At 67.5% G+C, this 25,566-nt stretch carries 21 protein-coding genes and 1 tRNA gene; 8 read left to right on the forward strand and 14 right to left on the reverse strand.

What is annotated here, in order from left to right; all coding sequences use genetic code 11:
- Positions 1-10: 10 nt before the first annotated feature.
- Genes BO996_RS13480 through BO996_RS13495 form a run of 4 tightly spaced genes read left to right on the forward strand, consistent with a single transcriptional unit; the run spans position 11 to position 6,414 of the window.
- Positions 11-805, forward strand: coding sequence for a prepilin-type N-terminal cleavage/methylation domain-containing protein (locus BO996_RS13480; protein WP_071954998.1), 795 nt, complete (start codon positions 11-13; stop codon positions 803-805).
- Complete coding sequence (locus BO996_RS13485; protein WP_047219078.1) at positions 802-1,395, forward strand: pilus assembly PilX family protein; 594 nt, start codon at positions 802-804, stop codon at positions 1,393-1,395. The genes BO996_RS13480 and BO996_RS13485 overlap by 4 nt, the downstream gene beginning before the upstream one ends.
- Before the next feature lie 46 nt (positions 1,396-1,441).
- Positions 1,442-5,920 carry a pilus assembly protein gene (locus BO996_RS13490; RefSeq protein ID WP_232240529.1) on the forward strand — a complete coding sequence of 1,493 codons (4,479 nt, stop codon included), beginning with the start codon at positions 1,442-1,444 and terminating at the stop codon, positions 5,918-5,920.
- Positions 5,921-5,925: 5 nt separating this feature from the next.
- A complete protein-coding gene (locus tag BO996_RS13495) occupies positions 5,926-6,414 on the forward strand; it encodes a type IV pilin protein (RefSeq protein WP_225614197.1) in 489 nt (162 codons plus the stop codon).
- A 105-nt stretch (positions 6,415-6,519) separates the two neighbouring features.
- Here the strand turns inward: BO996_RS13495 and BO996_RS13500 are convergent, their stop codons facing one another.
- Positions 6,520-7,209: a hydrolase gene (locus BO996_RS13500; RefSeq protein WP_013803115.1), complete on the reverse strand. Its 690-nt coding sequence runs from the start codon at positions 7,207-7,209 to the stop codon at positions 6,520-6,522.
- Between the two features lie 10 nt (positions 7,210-7,219).
- Positions 7,220-7,846 carry an isochorismate family cysteine hydrolase YcaC gene (gene ycaC, locus BO996_RS13505; RefSeq protein WP_043823485.1) on the reverse strand — a complete coding sequence of 209 codons (627 nt, stop codon included), beginning with the start codon at positions 7,844-7,846 and terminating at the stop codon, positions 7,220-7,222.
- Positions 7,847-7,978: 132 nt separating this feature from the next.
- On the opposite strand from ycaC, the gene BO996_RS13510 reads away from it, so the two are divergent.
- Complete coding sequence (locus BO996_RS13510; RefSeq protein ID WP_071955001.1) at positions 7,979-8,881, forward strand: LysR family transcriptional regulator; 903 nt, start codon at positions 7,979-7,981, stop codon at positions 8,879-8,881.
- A gap of 416 nt (positions 8,882-9,297) precedes the next feature.
- Here BO996_RS13510 and BO996_RS13515 read toward each other — a convergent pair.
- The 4 genes from BO996_RS13515 to BO996_RS13525 form a co-directional block, all read right to left on the reverse strand.
- Positions 9,298-9,374, reverse strand: a tRNA-Arg gene (locus tag BO996_RS13515).
- Between the two features lie 85 nt (positions 9,375-9,459).
- Positions 9,460-11,217 (reverse strand): M14 family metallopeptidase, encoded by a 1,758-nt coding sequence (locus BO996_RS13520; protein ID WP_071955002.1) that lies wholly within the window; start codon positions 11,215-11,217, stop codon positions 9,460-9,462.
- Positions 11,214-11,363 (reverse strand): hypothetical protein, encoded by a 150-nt coding sequence (locus tag BO996_RS29055; RefSeq protein ID WP_156517002.1) that lies wholly within the window; start codon positions 11,361-11,363, stop codon positions 11,214-11,216. Before BO996_RS29055 ends, BO996_RS13520 begins: the two co-directional genes overlap by 4 nt.
- Positions 11,364-11,457: 94 nt before the next feature.
- Positions 11,458-13,257 carry a DEAD/DEAH box helicase gene (locus BO996_RS13525; protein WP_063326567.1) on the reverse strand — a complete coding sequence of 600 codons (1,800 nt, stop codon included), beginning with the start codon at positions 13,255-13,257 and terminating at the stop codon, positions 11,458-11,460.
- A gap of 267 nt (positions 13,258-13,524) precedes the next feature.
- Between BO996_RS13525 and ettA the strand changes: the two genes are divergently transcribed.
- The 3 genes from ettA (at position 13,525) to BO996_RS13540 (ending at position 19,163) form a co-directional block, all read left to right on the forward strand.
- Positions 13,525-15,186, forward strand: coding sequence for an energy-dependent translational throttle protein EttA (gene ettA / locus BO996_RS13530; protein WP_013803101.1), 1,662 nt, complete (start codon positions 13,525-13,527; stop codon positions 15,184-15,186).
- Positions 15,187-15,246: 60 nt separating this feature from the next.
- Positions 15,247-17,850: a DUF1631 family protein gene (locus BO996_RS13535; RefSeq protein ID WP_071955003.1), complete on the forward strand. Its 2,604-nt coding sequence runs from the start codon at positions 15,247-15,249 to the stop codon at positions 17,848-17,850.
- A 167-nt stretch (positions 17,851-18,017) separates the two neighbouring features.
- Positions 18,018-19,163, forward strand: coding sequence for an FAD-dependent monooxygenase (locus tag BO996_RS13540; RefSeq protein ID WP_071955004.1), 1,146 nt, complete (start codon positions 18,018-18,020; stop codon positions 19,161-19,163).
- Positions 19,164-19,169: 6 nt separating this feature from the next.
- On the opposite strand, the gene BO996_RS13545 is transcribed toward BO996_RS13540, so the two are convergent.
- The 8 genes from BO996_RS13545 to BO996_RS13580 all read right to left on the reverse strand — a co-directional run bounded on the left by BO996_RS13545 (position 19,170) and on the right by BO996_RS13580 (position 25,551).
- Positions 19,170-20,180 carry a P1 family peptidase gene (locus BO996_RS13545; protein WP_013803098.1) on the reverse strand — a complete coding sequence of 337 codons (1,011 nt, stop codon included), beginning with the start codon at positions 20,178-20,180 and terminating at the stop codon, positions 19,170-19,172.
- A gap of 66 nt (positions 20,181-20,246) precedes the next feature.
- Entirely contained in the window at positions 20,247-20,639 is a 393-nt protein-coding gene (locus BO996_RS13550; RefSeq protein ID WP_013803097.1) for a copper-binding protein, read from the reverse strand.
- 15 nt (positions 20,640-20,654) lie between these two features.
- Positions 20,655-21,185 (reverse strand): DUF411 domain-containing protein, encoded by a 531-nt coding sequence (locus BO996_RS13555; protein ID WP_071955005.1) that lies wholly within the window; start codon positions 21,183-21,185, stop codon positions 20,655-20,657.
- Positions 21,186-21,220: 35 nt separating this feature from the next.
- Positions 21,221-21,712 carry a cupredoxin domain-containing protein gene (locus BO996_RS13560; protein WP_071957098.1) on the reverse strand — a complete coding sequence of 164 codons (492 nt, stop codon included), beginning with the start codon at positions 21,710-21,712 and terminating at the stop codon, positions 21,221-21,223.
- Positions 21,713-21,732: 20 nt separating this feature from the next.
- Entirely contained in the window at positions 21,733-23,115 is a 1,383-nt protein-coding gene (locus BO996_RS13565; RefSeq protein WP_071955006.1) for a multicopper oxidase family protein, read from the reverse strand.
- 1 nt (position 23,116) lies between these two features.
- The gene (locus tag BO996_RS13570; protein WP_063326563.1) at positions 23,117-24,565 is read right to left on the reverse strand and encodes a TolC family protein; all 1,449 of its coding nucleotides are present in this window, start codon (positions 24,563-24,565) and stop codon (positions 23,117-23,119) included.
- The gene (locus tag BO996_RS29685; protein ID WP_232240530.1) at positions 24,562-24,723 is read right to left on the reverse strand and encodes a hypothetical protein; all 162 of its coding nucleotides are present in this window, start codon (positions 24,721-24,723) and stop codon (positions 24,562-24,564) included. The genes BO996_RS13570 and BO996_RS29685 overlap by 4 nt, the downstream gene beginning before the upstream one ends.
- Positions 24,724-25,041: 318 nt before the next feature.
- Positions 25,042-25,551 carry a hypothetical protein gene (locus tag BO996_RS13580; RefSeq protein WP_071955007.1) on the reverse strand — a complete coding sequence of 170 codons (510 nt, stop codon included), beginning with the start codon at positions 25,549-25,551 and terminating at the stop codon, positions 25,042-25,044.
- Positions 25,552-25,566: the final 15 nt, after the last annotated feature.

The raw sequence follows: 25,566 nt of genomic DNA on the forward strand, positions 1-25,566 counted from the left end.
GGCGTGCCGCATGCGCATGCCGTCCCAGGCGGGCCTGTCCCTGGTGGAGATTCTGGTGGCGCTGGCCATCGGCCTGTTCCTCGTGCTGATTGCCACCACCATCTACATGCAGGGGCTGTCGAGCTTCGGTTTTCGCGTGGGGCAGAGCGAGAACCTCGGCAACAGCCGGCTGGCACTGGCCGTGCTGGACTCCGAGTTCTCCAAGGCAGGCTACAGAAGAGACCCTTCGCAGGCGATGTTCGACGCATTTCCTGCCGATTCCTCGCCCCATCCCAACGGTTGCCAGTTCGCCCAGGGGCAGGCGCTCTACGCGGCTGACGCGCAGAGCATCTGCCTTCGCTTCCAGCCCCGGGACGCTGCGGAAACCGATTGTGCGGGCACGCCCGCGAACCTGGGAACCGCCGGCCCCTATGACGCTCCGGCGCCGGCGACCGGCATGTTCGCGGAGAAATACAACGTCGAAAGTGGTGTGCTGGTGTGCCGGGCAGCGCAGGAGGTTGTGCCGCTCGCCGATGGCGTGCGGGCGGTGCATTTCGAGTTCGGCATCGATCGGCAGACAGCGCCCGGCGCGATACGCCGGGTCGATGCCTTCGCGGCCACGTTGCCCGGGCAGCAGGAAGCCATCCGTTCCCTGCGCCTTGCCCTCTTGCTGGAAAGCTCCGGCAAGGTGACGCAGGGCATGGCCTCCACCGTCTGCGAGCGTTGGGCGCAACTGGGCGGCGCCGCGGCCCGATGCGATGCGAATGCCGGCGCCCTGCTGCAACTGGCCACCGGCACGCTCACCCTGAGGAATCTGATGCCATGACCGCGCTGATCGGAGCCCGGAGCCGCCGCTGCATGCCCTGTGTCCTGGACGGGCGCCAGCGCGGCAATGCCTTGCTGGTGTCCATGATCATGCTGCTGCTGGTGTTGTTGCTGGCGGTGGTCGGCATGCGCGTGGCCACGCTGGAGGCGCGCATCGCCGCCAACATGGTGGATAGCCAGCGGCTGTATGAAACCGCGGATGGCACGCTGCGAGAAGGCGAGCGCAAGCTGCTGGAGCATGCCGTCGCACTCAAGCCCTGCAATGGCGCCGGCACTCCGGTGGCCGAGGGCAGCGGCATTCCCTGCTCGGTGTCCGACGTGCGTACGGACTCCATCGGGCTCGGTACGGATTTTCGTACGACCAAGGCCAAGGCGGCCGGGTTTCAGAAGCCCGATGGGTACTGGTATCCCCGATACATCACGACCGCCTGTCCCAAGTCGGGTAGTGCGACGTCCGCGCTGGATGCACCCGCCACCGGCTGCACGGACTTCTATGAGGTCAATGCCCAGGCCACGGAAAAGTCGCAGGCCCAGGCCTGCGGAGCGGATGCGCTGTGCCTGCGGTCCAGCGTCAACATGTTCATAAAGTAAGCAGGGGGAGGGAGCTTCAATGGCTCGCATTGCAAGTTGGAAAACCATGCATGGCTCGAGGGCGCGCCAGGGCCGGGCACTCGCGTGGCCGGCCCTGGCGCTGTGGACGTGCGCACTGGCACTGGCCAGTACGCCCGCGCATGCCCAGGGGCGTGCGGACACCGTGCTGTCCCAGATGCCGCTGTTCGTGAACCAGGCGTTGGCGCCCTTGAACATGCTGGTGATGGGGCGTGACCACAAGCTGTACTACGAGGCCTACAACGATGCCTCCGACCTCAACGGCGACGGCGTGATCGATGTCGGGTACAAGCCGGACCAGATCGACTACTACGGCTACTTCAACAACAACGTCTGCTACAGCTATTCCAAGGGTGTTTTCGTGCCCTCCCAGGCAGCGACCGGAAGCAACAGGAAAAAGTGCTCGAACAACTGGAGCGGCGACTTCCTGAACTATCTGGGCACATCGCGCATGGACGCCATACGCCGCGTGCTTTATGGCGGCATGCGTGCGGAGGACACGGCTTCGCGCACCGTTTTGCAGACCGCCTACATTCCCAGGGATGCGCACAGCTGGGGCAAGGCCTATGACCCTGCGCGGGATGCCAAGGTCTACAGCATTTCGGACTATGCGCCGCTGCGCCCGCCGGCGGTCGGCACGCGCCATCTGTTTGCCGTCACCACGCTGGGGGAGGCCGCTGGCGTCATCACCCAGTTGCGCGTGCTCAATGACTCCTCGTTCCAGATCTGGGATTGGGTGTCCCAGGAGGGCTTTGCAGGGCAGAGCAACTGTGCAGGCGGCAATTCGTGCGCGCGAGGCACCAGCAGGATCACCGACTACAACCTGCTTGTGGAGGCCTGCTCCAGCAGCAATGTCCAGTTGCTCGAGGCCAGCTGCAAGGCCTATCCCAACGGCGGCAAGACCATCTACAAGCCCACGGGGCTGCTGCACGACTTCGGAGAGAACGGGAAGATGTACTTCGGCCTGCTCACAGGCTCGTACGAGAAAAACATCGCCGGCGGCGTGCTGCGTCGCAATATCAGCAATTTCGCAGAGGAAGTCGACCCTCAGACGGGCCAGTTCAGGACGGGTGTCAATGGCGTGGTCGCCAACATAGACCGCCAGCGCCTGATCGGCTACACCGGCGGCAAATACGTGGAATGCGGCTGGATCACGTCCGGCCCCATCAGTTCGCTGGACAAGCCTTCGAAGTGCGCCATGTGGGGCAATCCCATCAGTGAGATGATGTTCGAGACCATGCGCTATTTCGGCGGCGCATCCCAGGCCCTCGGCATCTATGACTACGCCGGCAGCTCCTCCAAGGATGCGTCCCTGGGCCTGTCCAAGCCCGCCTGGGAAACGCCCTACAGGGCCAAGGCCGAAGGCGGGGGCGGCTACCAGTACTGCTCCCGTCCCGTCATGACGGTGCTCAGCGACATCAATCCCTCCTACGACGGCAAGCTGCCCGGCAGCCGCTACGCGAGCGTCGGCGCCAGCGCCCTCAATGGCTTCAATGTCTCTGACGAGGTGGCGGCCATCGGCTCGGCCGAGCGCATAGACGGGAAGAACTTCTTCATCGGCCAGTCAACGTCGGCCAATGCCGACCAGGCTCCTTCGGTCAAGACCATTGCAGACCTGTCCTGGGCGCGCGGCCTGTCTCCCGAGGAGCCCAGCAAGGAAGGCACCTACTATGCCGCCGGTGTGGCCCGTTTCGGTGCCAGGAATGCCATCTTCGGCAACAGCCAGGGCAAGAATGCGCTGAGGACCTACTCCGTGGCCATTGCGTCACCGCTGCCGGAAATACGCTTTCCGATCGGCGGCAAACGCTTTGTGACCATTGCGCCGTTTGCCAAGACCGTCTCCGGCAGTGCCGGTGGCAGCACCGTGAACAATGCGGTCTTCACGCCGACCAACCAGATCGTCGACTACTACGTGGTCAACATTGCCAACACGGGCAAGGCGGACATCGATGCCTCGGTCAATGGCGGGCGGCCCTATGCGGAGTTCCGCATCAACTACGAGGACGTGGAGCAGGGCGCCGACCATGACATGGACGCCATCGCGCGCTACACGATCGCGCTGCAGGCCGATGGCAAGGTGAAGATCGACATGGTGTCCGAATACGCCGCTGGCGGCCTGGGGCAGCACATGGGCTATGTGATCTCGGGCACCACCAAGGACGGCATGTACCTGGAGGTGCGTGACAAGGACACGGCCTCGGCCTACTACGCCTACAACACGCCCCCCAATCGCGATCCGGGCTACTGCCGGGGCAGCATCTCGGCACAGCAGCGCACGGAATGCTCTAACCTGGGGCTCACGGCCACCCGCAGCTTCACTCCCGGCAATGCGACCGACGCGGGCAGCTTCCTGAAGGGACCGCTGTGGTATGCCGCCAAGTACGGTGTGCCGGACCGCGACCCCTCCAAGATCACGGGAGATCCGGACAACTATTTTCTGGTGACCAATGCCGGCACGCTGAAGGACCAATTGACCAAGGCGTTCAACGACATCCTGCAGAGCATCAGTTCCGTGACGGCGGTCAGCGTGGACATGCCCACTGCGACACTGGGCGAAGGCGCCGACCTGTACCGGACCACGTTCGAGGTCCAGTACTGGAGCGGCGATGTCATCCGCGAGAAGCTCACCACCAGCGACAGAACGCTGGTCTGGAGCGCGGCGGAACTCCTGTCGGAGCGGTCCGCCGATGACCGCAAGATCTACTATCCCAGCAGGACCGGCAGTGCCGTGTCGCTGAGCCCTTTCACGTACTCCAGTCTCAGCGGGCAGCGCTCCGATGCGTCCTGGCTGGCCGTGCTCAACACGGACCCGGCCACGAACTCCGCCGATGGTCAGGCAAAAAAGCGCATCGAGTTCCTGCGTGGCGAGGTGCGCGATGACTTGCGCGTGCGCAAGCCCCTGGCCAGCGGAAAGCCCAATGTGCTGGGCGACATCGTCAATTCCTCGCTGGTGCGGGTCAAGGGTGGCCTGTACCGAGCCTCCGCCGCGGACAAGCTGGAGGGCAGCACCACCTATGCCGCCTTTGCCGCGAAACAGGCTGCCAAGGAGATGCTGTATGTGGGCGCCAACGACGGCATGCTGCACGCCTTCGACGCGGCATCGGGCAAGGAGGAGTTCGCCTTCATTCCATCGGGGGTGAAGGATTCGCTCAATGTCCTGGCGTCCCGGTATGGCGCGGGCGGCGCTCCGCACCGCTACTTCGTGGACGGGACGCCTGTGGTCTCGGATGTCTACTTCGGCAACGCCTGGCACAGGGTGCTGGTCGGCAGCCTGGGCGCGGGCGGGCGGCAGGTCTTTGCGCTGGACGTCACGGACCCCACCTCCCCCCGGTTGCTGTGGGAGTTCGGGGTTGAACAGGACGAACGCATGGGTTACTCGATGCCCGCGCCTGTCGTTGCGCGGCTCAACGACGCCGGCCGGTCCAAGGGCAGGTGGGTGGTATTCCTGTCCAATGGCTACCAGGCGTCGAACAGCGCCTCCGGCGAGTCCAGCCTGTTTGTGCTGGATGTCTCCAGTGGCGAGGTCATCCGGCGCTTTGATTTCGCGGCAGGCATGACGGCCGCAGAGCTGAACGCGCTGCCTGCGCCGAAAAACGGCCTGTCGCGTGCCGCCGTGGTGGACAACAACGGCGATGGCAAGGTGGACCTGGCCTATGCCGGTGATCTTGCGGGCAATGTATGGCGCGTGGACCTGGCCAGTGGTGCCAGCGGCTCATGGAATGCGCAACTGTTCTTTGTGGCACGCGAGTCCGAACGCAGCGGTGGCAAGCGGCTGTCCATCACCACCGCACCCTACGTGGTGCGGCACTCCAGCGGCAAGGGCGATGTGGTGGCCTTCGGTACGGGCCGCTTCATGACGGATGACGACAAGCTGGACATGCGCCGGCAATCGGTGTTCGGTATCTGGGATCGCTACGGCACACCCGCCACGACTGCGCCGCAGCCGCTGCCTACCGCCGGCAAGGGACGCGGGGATCTGCAGGCCCAGCAGTTCACCCAGGTGAGCGGCTTTCCGGGCAAGTTCGCCCTGTCGGCCAACCCGGTCACCTGGTACAAGGACGCCACCAGCACCGCCGACTCCAATGTGCACAGCTGGGGCTGGTACGTCGATCTGCCGCGCGATGGAGAAAGACTGGTCTACGACATGAGCCTGTACGGGCGGGGTCTGGTGTTCACCTCCATCCGGCCACCGCTGGGCGACCCCTGCTCCGCAGGCCTGGCCAGCACGATCTACGCCATCGATCCCGACACCGGGGGCAAGACCGACTATGTCGCCTTCGATGTGAACGGCGACGGCATCTTCAACGCCGCCGACAACCTGGCAGGCCAGCAGGTCAACGGCCGCGAGGTGGGGCCGGGCAGGCCCACCATCAGCGGCGCGAAGATCTTCGACTCCAGCGGAAAGCCAAGCGGGGCGGGAGACCCAGTCAAGACCGGGGGCGACGATATCAACAGCGGAGTGGACCGGGGGCGACAGAGCTGGCGCCGCCAGCCAGCGAACCCGTGACCGCCATGCCATCCACTACACACAGGGGCCTGCCGGCCCCGGCCGTCTGGCTGGCCCTGCGGGCCCCCAAGGAGAAATGCGTGCGCAGCAAGCTACATGGATTCACGCTGATCGAGCTGATGATCACGGTGGCGGTGGTCGCCATTCTTTCGGCGATCGCCTACCCCTCCTACCAGGAATACGTGCTGCGATCGCGGCGCGTGGAGGCGCAAAGCCTGCTGGGCGAGGCCGCCGCCCGGCAGGAGCGCTGGCGGGCGCAGAACGGTGGCTACACAAGCTCCGTCGCCAACCTCAGACTGCCCTGGGGGGACAAGTCCGAGAACGGCCACTACACCCTGACGATGGCCACGGCCGCCAATGACGGCGGCTACACGCTCAAGGCCACGCGCACCGGCCGCCAGGCATCGGACAGGCGCTGCGGCGACTACACCCTGAACGCCCTGGGCGTGAAGGGCATCTCGCCCTTGGGAACGGTGGGAGACTGCTGGCGCTGAGCGCCTCCGGGGCCGGGGTCTCAGTCCTGCGCCTCATCCACAAATTCCACCATGGCCGCCGACACCTTGGGCAAGCGGCCTCGTACCCGTGCCGTAATACCGCATTCAGGTGCGTTGCGAATCCAGCTGCTCACCGTTCCTGGCCACTTCCTGCGCCTTGGAGTAGCTTTCGATCAGCAACTGGTAAGGCGGGAAGACTGCGCTGTAGGCCTGCGCCCACTGCAACGCGTCCTCACGGTTCCAGGTCTTTTGCACCTCCGAGCACACCGCCGCCGTGTCCATCGGCACGACACCAGCCTGCACGATGCGCGCCAGCGTGATCTCCTGCGCCATTTTCGAGTAGGTCCCCGAGGCGTCGATCACCGCGAAGACCTGGTAGCCCTCGTGCACTGCGGCGATGCTGGGGAAGGCCATGCAGACGCTGGTGATCGTCCCCGCGATGATGAGCTGCCTGCGCCCAGTGGCCTTGACGGCAGCGACGAACTCCGGGTTGTCCCAGGCGTTGATCTCGCCCTTGCGCGCAACGTACCGGGCATGCGGGGCGTACTGGTGGATCTCGGGGATCAAGGGGCCGTTCGGACCCTGCGGCACCGAGGCGGTGGTGATGACCGGGATCTTCGCCAGTGTCGCTACCTTGGCGAGTGTGGTGGCATTGGCACGCACCTCGGTGAAGGGCATGTCCTTGATGGTCTGGAACAGGCCGCTTTGATGGTCGATCAGCAGCATTGCCACATTGTCGGGATCGATGACCGGGCGGGCGCCGTTGAAGTTGGCGATGGTTTGGGGTGTGCTCACGGTCTTCTCCTCAATTGCCCTGGGTGAGCATGGTGTGGCTCGTGATCAGGTTGCGGTAGTCGGGGATGTGGTTGGAAAACAGAGTGCCCAGCCCCTGCACGTCGTTGCGCCAGTCGCGGTGCAGTTCGCAGGCAGCGCCGAACCAGCTCATCAGTTGCACGCCGGCCTGCGACATGCGATTCCACGCCGCATCGCGGGTGATGGAGTTGAAGGTGCCGGAGGCGTCAGTGATCACGAAGACGTCGAAGCCTTCCTCGATGGCCGACAGTGCCGGGAAGGCCACGCACACCTCGGTCACCACGCCGGCGATGATGAGTTGCTTCTTGCCCGTGGCCTTCACGGCCTTGACGAAGTCCTCGTTGTCCCAGGCGTTGATGTTGCCGGGCCGGGCGATGTAGGGCGCCTGGGGAAACTGGCTCTTGAGCTCCGGCACCAGCGGTCCGTTGGGACCGTTCTCGAAGCTGGTCGTCAGGATGGTGGGCAGCTTGAAATAGCTGGCGATGTCGGCCAGCGCCAGCACGTTGTTCTTGAACTTGTCCGGGTCGATGTCGCGTACAAGGGACAGCAGGCCGGTCTGGTGGTCTACCAGCAGCACGGCGGCGTTGTCCTTGTCCAGGCGGACGTAGGGCTTGGTCATGGTGAATCTCCTTGGGTCGCCGAGACAAAGGTCTTGGCTGACGGATAGAGAATAGGATTCGAACGATGAACGCGGTAGTCGTTAATAATTGCCATCAGAGTCCTATCTGAGGAACGATGAAGGCGGTGTGCAATGAAAGACCTGAACGACCTCTACTACTACGTGCAGGTGGTGGACCACGGCGGCTTTGCGCCCGCAGGCCGCGCGCTGGGGATGCCCAAATCCAAGCTGAGCCGGCGCATCGCGCACCTTGAGGAGCGTCTCGGCACGCGCCTGATCCAGCGCTCCACGCGGCGATTTGCCGTCACCGAGACCGGCCAGACCTACTACGGCCACTGCAAGGCGATGCTGGTGGAGGCCGACGCCGCCGACGAGGCCATCGCGCTGACCCACGCCGAGCCGCGCGGCATCGTGCGCATGACCTGCCCGGTGGCGCTGCTCGATGCGCGCATCGCCGACATGCTGGCGGCTTTCATGGCCGCGTACCCGCGCGTGGAGATCCACCTCGAGGAAACCAACCGCCGCGTGGACGTGGTGGGCGAAGGAATCGACGTTGCCATCCGCGTGCGCCCGCCGCCGCTGGAGGACAGCGACCTGGTGATGCGCATGCTCGCCGAGCGCGGGCAATGCCTGGTGGCCTGCCCGCAGCTGTTGACAGGCGGCATCCCCCAGGTGCCCGCCGATCTGGCAGGCCTGCCGAGCATGGACCTGGGGCTGCCGCAGCATGAGCATGTGTGGCACCTGATCGGCCCGGACGGCACGCAGGCGGCCATCCGCCACCGGCCGCGCCTGGTCACGCGCGGCATGCTGGCGCTGCGCGCGGCGGCCTTGGCGGGGGTGGGCGTGGTGCAACTGCCCTCGATGATGGTGCGCGAGCAGATCGCGCGCGGTGAACTGGTCCACGTCATCCCGGGCTGGGCGCCACGGCGCGAGATCATCCATGCGGTGTTCGCCTCACGGCGCGGGCTGCTGCCGGCCGTGCGGGCGCTGCTGGATTTCCTGGCAGAGCGGTTTGAGGCGCTGGACGAAGACTGAGCTGCCGGCAAGCCGACTGGCTACCACCCGGAGCTCCATCTTCATCGCTGACAGATGAATGATCCGGCCGGGTGCCTTGATGCCTTCCACCTCCGGAAGCTGCTTTTCCAGAGCGACCAGATTGTCAATCAGTCGGGATCGTGCGATCACGCGGCTGTCGTGTTGCATCTGCGCCGAGCGGACGCCAGGAGACAGCTCTTGTGCGCCATCGATCCTGCCCGTAGAGCACGGCAATGTCCCGGTGCTTGCCGTTAGTCAGGCTCGTGGAACCCACGCCGGATGGCATCACGTCACGCGTGTATCGCGCCACCGGGGCGCCGTTGGACGACATCGAAAGCTAGATGTACCTGAAGCCCGAGGCCAGCACGGGCCCTTGGACTTCTTTGGACGTATTGGGATTTCTTGGGATGCCAGGATGGCCTGCCCGGAGGGACTCGAACCCCCGACCTATTGCTTAGAAGGCAATTGCTCTATCCGGTTGAGCTACGGGCAGGTATGGCCGCTGACGGGCCAGCGCGGATCATACCCGCAATGGGCGGGCGCTCAGGGCTTGGCGGCGTGCCCTGGCGCCCTGGCCGTCATTCGGCGTCGTCTTCTTCCTCGAAAACCACCGAAGGAGGCGCCATCACGCGCGCCATGTCGGTCATCGTGGGCACCAGGCCGCGTGCAAGGTAGCTGTAGGGCGTGTCGGGCTCCAGCGCCGCAGCGGCAAGATTGGCCATGGGCTGGTTCATCGTCAGGTAGTAGCTGCCCACGGGCGCTTCGACGGCGCCGCGCGTGAGCGCATAGGCGCCACTGGCGGGCGTGGCCGAGCGGGCTTCGTTGTACGAGTCGGCCAGCAGCTGGCCGGGCTCGGCCACCTTGAGCACCTGCAGGCCCAGCAGGCGCAACCTGTCCACGGCGGGCTGGGCGCTGGCGGACAGCCAGTAGCCGCAGGAGCGCGGGCGCGACAGCGTGGTGCGAGGCTGCAGCGAAGCGTTCCAGTCCACGCGCACCTGCTGGTCGGCGCCCGTGTCGGGCTGGATCATGGTGAGGGTGCGCTGCTCGGGCGTCTGCTCGGCCAGTACGGCCAGTTGCTGGTGGCAGGCAAGGGAGGCGGTCTCACGGGCCACGAAGGCCTGCACCTGGGTGAGGTCCTTGGCGCGCTCGGCGCTGGAATGCAGCATGCGTGTGGACGCGGTGACCAGGGTGTGCACGCGCCGCTGGATGTGGGCGCGGCCCAGGTCCGAGCCACGGCTGCTGACCAGGTAGCCCACCGAATTCTTGAGCCCGCTGACGTTGCGCAGCGAATCGGGCGCAAGGCTGCCCATGGAGATGGACTTGTCCTGCAGGTCCTGGCTGGTGGTGTAGTACCAGTCGCTGCTCAGCCCGGCCTGCGACAGCGCGGTGCGCAGCGGCGCCGTGTACCACTCGCGCGCAGCCTTGGTCACGAATTCATTCTGGTTGGCCGTGGCCGAGTACTGCAGCAGGGCGTCGTAGCGCTGTATGGCCTGGTACTTCTGCAGGAAGATGCTGGCGGCGGGGAACTCCTGCAGGTCCACCACGGCGACGGGGCGGTAGTCGCGTGCCAGGGTGGCCAGGGCCTTGGCCTCGGGCGTGTTCAGGAGCAGGTGGTCATGGGCGATGTCGGTGCCATCGGCTGCGTTGCGCGTGCCGGCTTCCACGGCGTCGGGGTTGGCGCGCGGCACGAGGATCACGTTGATCTGCTGCAGCAGCGGCTCCAGCAGGCCGCCGGGAGCGAGCTCGCGGGCGATGATGAGCAAGGCCTCCGTACCCGCAGGTTCGTCGCCGTGCTGGCCGGCCACGAGCATGACCGTGGGGCGGCGGCTGTCATAGAGCGCCGACGGCTGAATGCCGGGTGCGCGCGTGGCCACCAGGGCCTGGATGGGGCTGCCGCGCTGCGAGCTGCCGGGCTGCACGATACCCAGGCGCGTGTCGCGGCCCAGGGATTTGCTGGCCTGGCTGTTCAGCCAGGAAGACAGTTCGCTGGCCGTGGTGAACTGGTTGCGCTGCGGCGCCAGGCCCGGTGTGTCGTAGCGGGTGGCTGGATCGGGAAAGCGCGCAGCCACGGCCGCGTTGTAGGGCAGGGGGACCAGGTTGTTGGCCGGCGCGATGGGCTGCGTGGTCGCCTGGGGCACCACCGGGGTGGCCGGGGCCGGCCGGGTGGGGGCGGGCGCCTGGGGCTTGGAGGTGGTGGGCCATGGCGGCAGCGGGGTGCTGGCGCAGGCGGAAAGCAGGGCTGCGCACGCCAGGGCCGACCACCGCAACCTGTCCTGTGGCAGCTCCGAACCGGGGCGCTGGCTGGAGGGGGTGGCGTGTGGGGTCTGCAGTGTCATGGCGTGGCCTTGAGGAACCAGTCGGGGGAGTCTTTGAAATCCGGGAAAAGGGCGCGGCCTTCAATCGCCGCAGGCCGCAATGCTATCGGGATGATAGCCATGCAGGCTTGCGGCGCGCTGTCGGCTGAATGCGCAATCTGCGCCATGTGAAAAGGGCTGCAGCCCCGGAGAGATGCAGCCCATTTTTGCTGGCGGATTCCTCGGCTTGCCGCAGGGCATGCCAAGGAGCCGTGGTGCAGGTCAGCGACCGTAGCCGCCGCGCGAGGGGCCGCCACGGCCACCGCCGCCGAAGCCGCCACCACCGCCGCCGCCACCATTGCCGCCGCGGTTGAAGCCGCCACGGCGGCCGCGTTCGGCCATGGTGTCCACGCTGGTGCGCATCGGATCGGGCTGGCCGCCACCTGCGCTGCCACGGGGGCCGCTGCTGCGTGCATGGCCCAGCTGCGTGCCCAGGTGGGCATCAGCGCGCGGGGGTTGGTCATCGAAGCGACGGACACCGCCGCCGCCTTCGCCGTCAGGGCGCGGGCCGCGCCTGGGGGCGTTCTGGGGGGCTGCCTTGGGACGGTGGGCGGCGCCGGAGCCATTGCCCGGACCATCGAAGCGATCGCGGCGCGGCTTGTTGTTGGCGCTTGCACCGGCGTGGTTGCGGCCACGGCCCTGGCCGCCGGCGTTGCCTTCGGAGCGGCCTTCGTCCGAGCCGGCCTTGGGAGCCTGGCCACGGCCACCTGCGCGGCCGCCACGGTCGGGCTGGGTGGCCTTGGTGGTGCGGATGCGGTCCATCATTTCCTGGCGCGCAGCCTTGGCGGCGGCCTGCATGACGTCACGGCTGGGCGGCTTGCCTGCACCGCCCCAGATGGTCTGGCGGCCCATGGCGATGGGTTCGGCCACTTCGTCCTCTTCGGGGCCGAAGCCTTCGAGCACCTGCACAGGGATTTCCTGCTTGGTGAAGCGCTCGATGTCCATCATGAAGCCTTCTTCGTCCATGCAGACCAGGCTGACGGCGTGGCCTTCGCGACCGGCACGGCCCGTGCGGCCGATGCGGTGCACGTAGTCCTCGGACACGTTGGGGATCTCGTAGTTCACGACGTGCGGCAGCTCGTCGATATCGATGCCGCGTGCAGCGATGTCGGTGGCGACCAGGGCGCGCAGCTCGCCGGTCTTGAAGCCGGCCAGGGCCTGGGTGCGGGCGCTCTGGCTCTTGTTGCCGTGCAGCGCCATGGCGCTGATGTTGTTCTTGGTCAGGAATTCGGCAACGTTGTTGGCGCCGAACTTGGTGCGCGTGAACACCAGAACCTGGCTCCAGTTGTTCTCGTTGATGATGTGCAGCAGCACCTGCTTTTTCTTGCCGCGGCCCACGGGGTGGATCACCTGGGTGATGCGCTGCACGGTGGTGTTGCTGGGCGTGACCTGGATGGACTGCGGGTTGCGCAGCAGGCCGTTGGCCAGGTCGCGGATCTCGTCGCTGAAGGTGGCCGAGAACAGCAGGCTTTGCTTGTCCTTGGGCACCAGGGCCAGCACCTTCTTGACGTCATGGATGAAGCCCATGTCCAGCATGCGGTCGGCCTCGTCGAGCACCAGGACTTCGACGGTGGACAGGTCCATGAAGCCTTGTTGCTGCAGATCCAGCAGGCGGCCCGGCGTGGCGACCAGGATGTCCACGCCCTTCTTGATGCGGTCGATCTGGGGCTTCATGCCCACGCCGCCGAAGATGACGGTGGAGTTGATGTCCAGGTACTTGGCGTAGCTGCGCACCGATTCCTCGACCTGTGCGGCGAGTTCACGCGTGGGCGTCAGCACCAGGGCGCGGATGCCCTTGCCGCCGAACTTGTTGCGCGGCACCTGGCCTTGCGAGAGGCGGTGCAGCATGGGCAGGGTGAAGGCAGCGGTCTTGCCGGTGCCGGTCTGGGCACCTGCCAGCAGGTCGTGGCCGGCGAGCACCGCAGGGATGGCCTGTGCCTGGATGGGAGTCGGGTTCTCGTAACCCTCCTCAAGCACGGCCTTCAGAATGGCGGGAGCCAGATTCAGTTCTTCAAATGTCATGTGATCAAAGATGCGCCCGTCCGGGGCGCTGGGTATCTGCCTGTCGAGGCAACCAGGGCGGTTGCCGGACCAGTCGTAGGCGGATGTAGTTCAATGTCGGGAGCCTGGAAAACAGCGTCCATCGTCCCCAGCTGGAATGCTGATGTCACGGGCAACTGGAACCCGTGACGCAGGGTATTGTCGCATGCGCGGATAATCACGGCTGGCGTGCAACCGATTTGTTGCCCGGTTTTTGCAGAAATCAACGATTCAAGTACTCGGACCAGAATGGCTCAATACGTTTTCTCGATGAACCACCTCACCAAGACCGTGCCGCCCAAGCGGCAGATCTTGAAGGACATCTCTCTCAGCTTTTTCCCGGGCGCCAAGATCGGCGTGCTGGGTCTGAACGGCTCGGGCAAGTCCTCGCTGCTCAAGATCATGGCTGGGGTGGACAAGGAATTCGAAGGCGAGGCGCTGCCCATGCAGGGCCTGTCCATCGGCTACCTGCCGCAGGAGCCGCAGCTCAATGCGGAGCACACCGTGCGCCAGGCCGTGGAAGAGGCCATGGCCGAAGTCAACGCGGCCCGTTCGCGCCTCGATGAAATCTACGCCGCCTATGCCGAGCCCGATGCCGACTTCGACGCGCTGGCCGCCGAGCAAGGCGAGCTCGAAGCCAAGATCGCCGCTGCCGGCACCGACTCCGAGCACCAGCTGGAGATCGCTGCCGACGCCCTGCGCCTGCCGGCCTGGGATGCCGTGATCGGCAAGCTGTCCGGTGGCGAAAAGCGCCGCGTGGCCCTGTGCAAGCTGTTGCTGTCCAAGCCCGACATGCTGCTGCTTGACGAACCCACCAACCACTTGGACGCCGAGTCCGTGGAATGGCTGGAGCAATTCCTGCACCGCTTCACCGGCACCGTGGTGGCCATCACCCACGATCGCTACTTCCTGGACAACGCTGCCGAGTGGATTCTGGAACTGGACCGTGGCCACGGCATTCCCTACAAGGGCAACTACTCCGAATGGCTGTTCCAGAAGCAAAGCCGCCTGGAGTCCGAGCAAAAGGGCGAGGAAGCCCGCGCCAAGGCCCTGAAGAAGGAACTGGAGTGGGTTCGCCAGAACGCCAAGGGCCGCCAGACCAAGTCGAAGGCCCGTATCGCGCGCTTCGAGGAACTGAGCGATTTCGAATACCAAAAGCGCAACGAAACCCAGGAAATCTTCATTCCTGTGGCCGAGCGCCTGGGCACCCAGGTCATCGAGTTCAACAACGTCACCAAGAGCTTTGGTGACCGCGTGCTCATCGACAACCTGACCATGAACATCCCCGCTGGCGCCATCGTCGGCATCATCGGCCCCAACGGTGCCGGCAAGTCCACGCTGTTCAAGCTGATCGCGGGGCGCGAGCAGGCCGACTCCGGCGAAGTCATCGTGGGCCAGACGGTCAAGATGGCCTATGTGGAGCAGACGCGTGACGCGCTGGCCAACGACAAGACGGTGTGGGAAGACATCTCGGGCGGGCTGGACATCATCAACGTCGGCAAGTTCCAGATGGCTTCGCGTGCCTACGCAGGCCGCTTCAACTTCAACGGCCAGGACCAGCAAAAGAAGGTCGGCAACCTCTCCGGCGGCGAGCGCGGCCGCCTGCACCTGGCCAAGACGCTGATCCAGGGCGGCAACGTGCTGCTGCTGGACGAGCCCTCCAACGACCTGGACGTGGAAACCCTGCGCGCGCTGGAAGATGCGCTGCTGGAGTATGCGGGCACGGTGCTGGTGATCTCCCACGATCGCTGGTTCCTCGACCGTATCGCCACGCACATCCTGGCCGCCGAAGGCGATTCGCAATGGGTGTACTTCGACGGCAACTACCAGGAGTACGAAGCCGATAAGAAAAAGCGTCTGGGCGAGGAGGGTGCCAAGCCCAAGCGCATGCGCTACAAGGCACTGAAGTAAGCATCAAAGGCAAGCCTCAAAGCGCCTCCGGCACGGGCTGGAGCCTGTATTCTTCGGGCCATGAATCCTCCACCCGTTTCTGTTGCCGCGTTGCAAGCCTGCCTGGTGCAGGCTGTTCGCGGCTCGGAGGCGCTGATCCTGCGGCTGCTGCAGCGCACGGCGCATGCCATGGAGCAGGCCGACCAGCCGGGCTCCGGCCTGCCGCGCCGCGCTGAAATCCCCGAGGCGCTGGAGCTGCTGGCCCGCCACCGGGCGCCCATGCTCAAGGGCTATGGGCGGGCGCTGCTGGAATGCTTTGGTCAATCCGGCGGCGCTGCTGCCTGGCCCCCTGTGCCTGGCATGTCCGGTGCGTCCGGTGTGCCCGGCACCACCGATTTCGCCTCCCTCTCCCTCCTGGACGACTCCGTGCTGCAGTCCCAGCTGGCCCACCAGCGCCTGCTGCAGCATGTGGCGCCGCAGGTGGAGATCGCGCTGGCCGAGCTCGATGCCCTGGTCAGCGCCGTCCAGGGCCTGGACCGTGTCCAGCCCGAACGCAATCCGCTGCGGCCCCACAGCTATGTGCAGGCGCTGCAGCGCGTGATCGACGACACCGGGGTGGACCCCGGCTCCGCCGCCTGCTGGCTGGGCTTCATGCGCGAGCACCTGGGTGCGCTGCTGGTGTCCGAGTACGGCCATATCGCCCAATCCCTGCGTGACAAGGGGGTGCAGCCTGCGGCCTATGGCCTGGCGCCGGTACAGGCCCCTTCGCCCGAGGCGGGACGCCGCCATTCCGACCTGCCGGGGCAAAGCCGCTGGCGGGCACCTTCCCACTATGGCGATGCCGTGGCCCAGAGCCGCGCCTATGGCTCCTTTGGCCAGCAGGCCCAGGAAGATGAGCTGACGCGGCGCCTGGTGGCGGCCCTGCTGTCCGATCCACGCTGGATGGATTCGCACCGCGAGGCGCCCGCTGCGGCGCCTTCTTCCATGTTGGCGCTGGCCCACACATCCGCCTATTCCGTGCCCGGGCAGTTTGCGCCGGCCATGGACGGCGCAAGCCGCCTGCAGACCACCGCCTGGCAGGGCAGCGAGACGGCACCCACCGTGCTGGCGGCGCTGCCCGAAGGCTGGACTTCGCTGAGCTGCATGGCACTGGAGTCCGTGCAGCACCACTCGGCCCAGCTGGAGCAACTGATGCAGGCGCTGCAGCCGCCCGAGCAGCAGGAGCCCGCACCCGGCGTGCGCGCCGACGACGGCGCCGCGCTGCACACCCTGCAGCGCATGATGCGTTTCATGGCGGCCGACACGCGCCTGCTGCCTTCCGTGCAGCGCACCGTGGGCCGTCTGGAGCCGCTGCTGCAGCAGCTGGTGGTCCAGGACGCGCGATTTTTTGAAGACCGCAGCCACCCCGCGCGCCAACTGCTTGATGAGCTGACGGCACGCAGCCTGTGGTTCGACAGTGAATCCGCGCCGGGCTACGGACAATTCCTGCAGGTGGCCGATTCCGCCGCCATGCGGCTGGCGGCCCTGCAGCGTGCCGATGCGTCGGCCTTTGCCACGGTGCTGCAGCAACTGCGCGACGGTTGGGGCGGCAGCGGCATGCAGCCCGTGGGTCCTGGCGAAATGCCGGAAGGCGGCACGGTGACCGGGCCTGTCTCGGCTGCGCTCAGGCATGTGGAAAGGCGGGGCGTAGACCCGCGCTGGCCCGAAACCGCCATGCCCAGGGCCGAGCAGATTGCAGCCGCCATCCGGCGCCTGCCCAGCGCCCAGGGCGTGCCCGATGACATTCTGGAATTCGCCACGGGACCCTGGGCCGAAGTGATCGCAAGCGTTCAGGAACCCGTGGACGGCAGCGAGGCCCGGGACCCCGGCGGCTATCTGGCCCTGGTGCCCAGCCTGCTGTGGAGCGTGTCAGCCCACGCGGGCCGCGATACCGACCGCCTGGTGGCGCTGGCACCCCGGCTGCAGGCCCGGCTGCGCGCCGGCCTGCGCAGCGTAGGGCGTACGGAAGAGGAAATCCAGGCCTTTGCCGCGCGCCTGGCCGGCCTGCACCAGGATGCGCTGGATGCCGGTGTGGTCCGCCAGCCCATAGAGAGCGTGGACATTTATCTGGACTCCGTACCGCCCACCATCTACGGGTCGGACTCGGTGCTGGCGTCCCTGTCTTCCTCCAATGGTGCGGCAACGCTTGGCCAGACAACGCCCGGCTCCCTGGCGGGCCGTCTGCCGCAGTCTTTGTTTGGCGTGGCGGCCTCCCTGCCGGTGCCGCTTGATGTGCGGCAGCCGATGGTGGACGATATCGGCGCGCTGACCGAGCAGGACCTGGAACTGCCCGAGGCGCTGCAGGATGAGCTGCCGGCCACCCCGGCTGCACAAGCGCCGCAGGCCCTTGCTGGGCTTGCGGGGCAGGCTGCGTTGGCCGTTGGCGAAGCCGCCCCGATGCCTGCCGAGCCTGCGCTGCCCCTGGAGCCAGCGCCGCCGGTGGTTCCCGTGGTGTCCGAAGACTGGGCGCTGGGCACCTGGGTGGAACTGTCCAACGCCCGGCAGTGCATCCGCACCCAGCTGACCTGGGTCAGCCCGCAGCAGACGCTGTTCCTGTTCACGGCCACCGATGGCAGCACCCAGTCCATGACGCGCCGCATGCGCGACAAGCTGCTGGCACAAGGGCAACTGCTGCGCGTGGACTGAGGCGCCTGCCGCACCTGCGCCGGCGTCGATGGGGACGAATCGTGCCCAATTCGGGCCTTGCGGAGGTTGAGGCCCGAGGCCTGTCAAAAAGACAATGTCCTGCATCGGTGCGCTCCGGATCACGGGGCGCATCACCGAATAGACCCCACCAGCAGGAGACAGGAACCATGGCGCGTTTGAGGATAGGCATCGTCGGAGCAGGCATTGGCGGACTGGCGGCAGCCAATGCGCTGCACCAGGCAGGGCATGAAGTATTGGTGTTCGAGCAAAGCCGGCAGTTTCTGCGCGTGGGCGCGGACATCAACCTCACGCCCAATGCCGTGCGCGCCCTCGATGGCCTGGGCGCCAACATTGCCGCCGCCGTGCGCGCCAGCGCCGCACGGCCCACGCACCGCATCAGCCGCAACTGGGACACGGGCGAGGAAACCTCGCGCCTGACCATGGGTGACGAGGCCGAGCGCAAGTACGGCGCCCCGCAGTTGACCATCCACCGCGCCGATCTGCTGGCCGCGCTGGCCGATGCCTTTCCGCTGGACCAGGTGCAGTTGGGCAAGCGTGCCAGCCAGATCACGCAGACGGGGCAAGGCGTGGACATCGCCTTCACAGATGGCAGCGAAGTGGCCGGGCTGGACGCACTCATTGGCGCGGACGGCATCCACTCCGTGGTGCGCGCGGCCCTGTTCGGTGCCGAGAGCCCGCGCTTCACGGGTGTGGTGGCCTTCCGCGCGGTGGTGCCCACCGAGCGCGTGCGCCATGTGCCCGACATCCAGGCCTTCACCAAATGGTGGGGCGCCACGCCGCAAAGCCAGATCGTGACCTTTCCGCTGAACCAGGGGCGCGACACCTTCATCTTCGCCACCACGGCCCAGGATTCCTGGCACGAGGAATCGTGGACCACGCCCGGCAGCGTCGAGGAGTTGCGCGGCTTCTACGCCGATTTCCATCCCGATGCCCGGGCGCTGCTCGACGCCTGCGATGGCGTGCTCAAGACTGCGCTGTACGAGCGCGATCCCCTGCCGGCCTGGTCGCAGGACCGCATCACGCTGCTGGGCGATGCCTGCCACCCGATGATGCCCTTCATGGCCCAGGGCGCAGGCATGGCCATCGAAGACGCCGTGGTGCTGGCCCGCAACCTGGATGCCGCCCCGGGTCCGCAGCAGGTGCCCGAGGTCCTGGCGCGCTACCAGGCCATGCGCATGCAGCGCACCAGCGAGATCCAGATCGGCTCGCGCGGCAACAACTGGCTGCGCGCCGGTGGCAATGCCGATGGCGTCTACGGCTACGACGCCTGGGCGGTTGCGCTGCAGGCCTGAACCCGGTCAGGGCCGGCAGGCGGCCAGCTCCCTGGCGCAGGGCAGCTCCAGCCCTTCGGCCGTGGTCAGCGACTGGGCGGCCAGCACGGCGCGCACCGTGGCCAGGGCCACGGCCTCGGCGGCCATGGCGGACAGGGTCAGCATGCCCAGCGAGTGCTCGGCCAGGCCCGTGCCTAGGGCGAACAATGTGTCGCCATCGCTCATGGTGTGCACGGGGCGTATGGCGCGTGCCAGGCCGTCATGGGATACCACGGCCAGGCGCTGGGCCTGGACCTTGGTGATGCGTGCATCGGTGGCAATCACGCCGATGGTGGTGTTGGTGCCTGCCAGCAGCGGCCGGGGCTCTTCGCCGCGCAGCAGGGCACGGCAGGTGTCGTGCAGCTGGCGGCCATCGGGGCTGCGCGCGCCGGCCAGCAGCGCGCCGCTGTGGGGGTCGACCACATCGCCCACGGCATTGCAGGCGATCAGCGCGCCCACGGTGACGCCGCGCACGGTCAGCGAGGCCGTGCCGATGCCGCCCTTCATGGCGCGATCCATGCCGAAGACCTTGCCCACGCAGGCGCCCATGCCGGCGCCCACATTGCCCTCGGCAGGCCGCGCGGCGCTGGCGGCCTGGCAGGCCGCATGGCCGGCATCGGCACCCGGGCGGATGCGGCTGTCGCCCACCGCCAGGTCGAACAGCACGGCGGCCGGCACGATGGGCACGCGGCCCACGCCCACATCCAGCCCTATGCCCTGCTCATCCAGCCAGCGCATGGCGCCGCTGGCCGCGTCCAACCCCCATGCGCTGCCGCCCGAGAGCATGACGGCATGCACCTGCTGCACCAGGTTGGAGGGGTGCAGCAGGTCGGTCTCGCGCGTGCCGGGGGCGGCGCCACGCACATCGCAGCCCCCCACGGCACCGCCGCGCGCCAGCACGACGGTGCAGCCCGTGGGGCGGCGGGCATCGGTGTGGTGGCCTACCTCGATGCCCTGTACGCGGGTGATGGAGCCGGGGTCTGAGTCGGTGCTTGGCATGCGCTGCTCTGCTCGGTGATGGACAGGCCTTCACCTTAGCCGAAACGGCAGCCCTGCACCCGGTCTTCAGCGCAGCACTTCCAGCTGCGTGACCACGAAGGCGCCCTGGTCCTGCTCGGCGCGAAAGCGCACCTTGTCGCCGGCCTTGAGGGCGGGCTCGGGTGCAGCCACGCGCAGCTGGAAGACCATGGTCATGGGCGGCATGCCCAGGTTCTTGAGTTCGCCGTGGCGCAGCGTGACCTTGCTGGTGCGAGCATCCCAGCGCGTGACCTCGCCTTCGCTGAGGTCCTGGCTGGCGGCGGCAGGTGCGGTTTCTGCAGATTGCGCGCCATGCGCCGCATGGTCGTGGGCCGTGGCCTGGGCACCGGCCCAGGCCGGGATCAGCGCGGCGGCAAGGGCCAGGCGCACGGCAAGTGCGGTACGGGACGTACGGGAAACAAGGAGGGCTGTGTTGTGCATGGTGTGCTCCGGGGTTCAGCGGTAGCTGGCGAAGGTGCGGGTGGAAACGTCGCTGTTCATGAGGTTCTTGGTGATCAGCAGCACCTCGTAGGGGTCCTTGCGGCCGCCGTACTCGGGGCCGTCCATGCCGGGGCTGCCCACGGGCATGCCGGGCACGGCAATGCCCAGCGCCTTGGGCTTTTGCTTGAGCAGCTTGTGCACGTCGGCCGCAGGCACATGGCCTTCGAGCGCATAGCCTTCGACCAGGGCCGTGTGGCAGGAGCCCAGGCGCGCCGGAATGCCCAGCCTGGCGCGCACGGCGCTGTTGCCGGTGTCGTGCACGGTGACGGCAAAGCCGTTTTGCTCCATGTGCACCACCCAGTCCTGGCAGCAGCCGCAGTTGGGGTCCTTCCAGACCTCGACGGGGATGCGGGTGCTGGGTGCTTCTTTGGGCGCCGTGGGTGCAGCCGCCCACAGCGAAGGGGCGGCGAATGCCGTGCAGGCCAGGGCCATGCGGCGCAGTGCACTGCGGCGCGGGTGGGCGGATGCCATGCGTTCATGTTTCATGGGGTGCTCCTGAAGGGGGGGAAGAAGGGGCGCGCTCATTGCGTCACCGTGATGGTTCCGCGCATGCCGGCCTGGTAGTGGCCGGGGATGAGGCAGGCAAAGTCGAAGCTGCCTTCGCGGTTGAAATTCCAGACCAGGTCGCCGGATTTGCCGGGCGAGACATGGGCCATGTAGGGCTCGCCGTGCTCCATGGTGGGGAACTTGAGCATCATCTGCGCGTGCTCGTCCAGCGAGGCCGGTGTGCCCAGCACGATCTCGTGCATGACCTGTCCCTTGTTGGCCACGCGCAGGCGCACCGTCTCGCCGCGCTTGACGCTGATGCGCTCTGGCGTGAAGCGCATGTTGTCGCTCATGTCCAGGGTGATGGTGCGCCGGGCGGCCGAGGCATCGCCGGCGATGCCCCAGGGCTTTTGCTCCTTGACCGCGGCGGCCTTGGGAGCTTCATCGTGGGCTTCGCTGCCATGGGCGAAGACGGCAGCGGGGCCGGCAAGCAGTGCGGTGGCGAGGAGGAGGGCAAAGGTGTTCATGAGGTACTCCTTGGATGGCATCAGTGGTGCTCATGGCCCGCACCGGGCTTGCGCACGCTGGGTGCGCCGGGGGACTGGCCGGGCGTGGTCTGGCGCGGTGCGGAGGCCTCGGCCGCCGGCCCCTTCCATTCATAGGCCACGCTGCCCTTGGGGTGGGTGAACCAGCCCGGGTCGCCGTAGTCGTTGGCGCCCAGCTGCTCGCGCACCTTGAGGGTGGTGAACATGCCGCCCATCTCGATGGGGCCGAAGGGGCCCGTGCCCGTCATCATCGGGAAGGTGTTGTCGGGCAGGGGCATTTCCATGGCGGCCATGTCGCCCATGCCGCGCTCGCCCATGACCATGTAGTCGGGCACGATCTTCTGGATCTTGCCGACCAGGCCCCGGTGGTCCACACCGATCATGGTCGGCGTGTCATGCCCCATGGCGCCCATGGTGTGGTGGCTCTTGTGGCAGTGCAGGGCCCAGTCGCCCAGCTCGTCGGCGATGAACTCCACCTGGCGCATCTGGCCCACGGCCACGTCGGTGGTCACCTCGGGCCAGCGCGCGGACCGGGGCACGGGGCCGCCGTCTGTGCCCGTGACCTCGAATTCGTGGCCGTGCAGGTGGATGGGGTGGTTGGTCATGGTCAGGTTGCCCACGCGCAGGCGCACCCGGTCGCCGCGCCTGGCGACGACGGGGCTGATGGCGGGGAAGACCCGGCTGTTGAAGGTCCAGATGTTGAAGTCCGTCATCTCGGCCACGCGCGGCGTCATGGAGCCGGGCTCCACGTCGTAGGCCGACAGCAGGAAGGCGTAGTCGCGCTGGACCTCGGCGATCTGCGGATGCGCCGCCTTCGGATGCGTGATCCACAGGCCCATCATGCCCATGGCCATCTGCACCATCTCGTCGGCATGCGGGTGGTACATGAAGGTGCCGGGGCGGCGCGCCGTGAACTCGTAGACGAAGGTCTTGCCGGGCGGGATGTGCGGCTGGGTCACGCCGCCCACGCCGTCCATGCCGTTGGGCAGGCGCTGGCCGTGCCAGTGCACGGTGGTGTGCTCGGGCAGGCGGTTGGTCACGAAGATGCGGACCTTGTCGCCTTCCACGACCTCGATGGTGGGGCCGGGGCTCTGGCCGTTGTAGCCCCACATGTTGACGAAGAAGCCCGGTGCCACCTCGCGCACCACGGGCTCGGCCACCAGGTGGAATTCCTTGACGCCTGCGTTCATGCGCCAGGGCGTGGTCCAGCCGTTGAGCGTGACCACGGGGCGGTAGGGGCGGCCGTTGGGCGGTGCCAGCGGGGCGGCGGTTTCGGCCGAGGACTGGGTCGCTGCCTCGGGCAGGGCGGCCAGGGCCACGCGGCTGACGGCGGCGCTGGAGACGGCGGCCACGGCCGCGCCGGTGAAGAAGTTGCGGCGGTTCATGTCAGTGGCTCGCTGTGTTCGTGGGAGTCGGTGCGGCGGCGCTGGATGCGGCCTCGACCGTGCCTGGCGAGGTTCCGGCCAGAGCCAGCTGCAGGTCGGTGTCGGCCAGCCAGAAGTCGCGCTGGGCGTCGGTGGCGGTGGCCACGGCCTGGGCGCTGTTGCGGGCCTCGGCCAGCAACTCCCAGACGCTGACGAACATGCCGTTGTAGCGGAGCATGGTTTCGTCCTGGATGAAGCGGCGCAGCGGCAGCACCTCGGCCTGCTGCTGGTGGGCCAGGTCCCAGGCCGTGCGGTAGCGCATCCAGCTGCTGCGCGCCTCGGCCCGCGCCTGGATGGCGCCTTGCTGCAGCTGGGCCGCGCTGCGCTGGACCTCGGCGCGCGCGCGGCCGCTGGCGGCGCCACCCCAGTCGAACAGCGGCAGGGGCAGGTCGATCTCCCAGCCGCGTGTCACATCGCTGTGGCCGGTGGCCCGGTCCGTGGCGGTGTTGCGGTTGTAGCCCAGGCCGATGTCGCCGAACATGGCGCCCAGGCGTGCCCAGCCACGGCGCTCGGCCAACTGGTCCAGGTCGCGGCGCAGGGCGCGCAGATCCAGGCGCTCGCGCAGCGCGGTGGCTTCGGCGTCGTCCCCGGCGCGCAACTGCGTGGCGGCCTGCGGGATGGCGGGCAACTGGTCGGGCAGCTTGAAATCGATGCGCCGTCCCCACAGGCCCATCAGCCGGGCCAGTTGCTCATGCTCGGCCGTGGCGGCAAGGCGCGCACGCGCCAGCTGGGCTGCGGTGTCCTGCTGGATGCTGAGCTCGCGTGCCTGCTGCAGCCGGCTGAAGTTGCCCACGCGGGCCATGCGCCGCGCCAGCTCGGCCCCGGCCTCGGCCGCTTCGTGCATGCGCTCGCTGGACGCCAGTTGCTGGCGTGCGGCCACGGCGCGCAGCCAGGCGCGGCGCGTGTCGGCGGCCAACCGCAGCACGTCCTGCGCGGCGGTCAGGGTGGCCTGTTCCATCTGCATGCCCTGCCAGCGGCTGCGCCAGGGCAGGGTGATTAGGCTGACCAGGCCGAAGCTCAGCTGGCGCTCGATCTCGCGCTCGTCGCTGTTGACCATGCGGCCCAGGGCCAGCGTGGGGTTGGGCAGGGTCAGGGCCTGAACGCGTTCGGCATCCTGCACACCCAGTTGCGCCAGGCGCGCCTGCAGGCCGGGGTTGTTGAGCAGTGCGATGCGCACGGACTGGTCCATGTCCAGCGGCTGGCGCAGCCACTCGTCGATGCGCTGTTGCGCCGCGTCGCGGGCCTGCAGATCGGTTGGCGGCAGCTGGGCGCCGTCCGGCAGGCGGCTGGCGGTATGGGATTGGACCGCGCCGCGCAGGCCGTCGGGCGAGATGCTGGCGCAGCCGGCCAGGACCAGCACGGCAGCCATGGCGCCGACCAGCCGGGTGGGGGCGAAGAGGGTGCGCTTCATGGCCGGCCTCCGTGCTGCATGTGAGAGCCGTGCGGGGACGGCGCAGGCGTGGATCGGCCGCCCTGGGCGGCTTCCCAGCGCAGGATGTCCATATGGCCGTTGGGAAACTCGGCCACGGCCGCATTGGCCTGACGCCAGTCGGTCAGCTCGGTTTCCACGGCGCCACTGGCCGGCAGCGCGGCATGGCGCAGCGGCAGGCTGGCTGCAGCCGGATCGATGGCGCCGGTCAGGCCTGCGGAGGAAGAGGCCGGGGGTGGCTGCCGTCATGGGCTTGGGCCCAGGCAGCGGGGCTGGATGCGGCAAGGGCCGCCAGCCCGAATTGGATAAGGGGGACGAGAAAATGCGCACGGCGCATGGTGTTCTCCTGAATGCGAAACGGACAACGCATCCGCGGCCAGACGCCCCGCCATGCCCGCAAGCGGGCTGCCCATGAAGGGGCGGCAGGGATGGCGCGGACGCACTTCGGGCGTCAGGCTTCAGGAAATGGGTGGCTTGATGGCCTGCAGCTTGGCCGCGCTGGCAAAGCGCGCGCTGCCTTGGGGGCGCAGTGCGGCGGACGGTGCTGCGCCGTCCGAACCGATCTGGCCAGGAGTGAAAAGGGCCGAATGGCAGATGCCGCACAGGGTGCAGCTGGGCCCATGTTCATGTTCGCCGCAGCTGCCGCCCGCAGGGCCACCGGCCTGGGGAGCGCAGCCTGCACTGTGCTCGGCGTGTGATGCGTGATCTGGGCCGTGGTCTGCGGCGTGCGCCGCATGATGCTGCTCGGGGCTGTCCGGCGATTGCGTGATTTCCAGCGCGACTTCCCGCGCGATTTCGGGCGCGTGGTGGTGGAGTGCCGACACCGGAGCCAACGCTGGCGCAGATGCGGCAGCCGGCGCCAGGGCCGACATGACCGGCGCAGCCCCCATGGCCATGGCGTCGCCCAGCAGGCCACGAAGGACCAGCAGCAAGACCAGGACAATGGACAGGGGGCGGCGCATAGGCATGGATGATACCGGACG

This window comes from Delftia sp. HK171 (genome assembly GCF_001886655.1).
Lineage (GTDB): Bacteria > Pseudomonadota > Gammaproteobacteria > Burkholderiales > Burkholderiaceae_C > Comamonas > Comamonas acidovorans.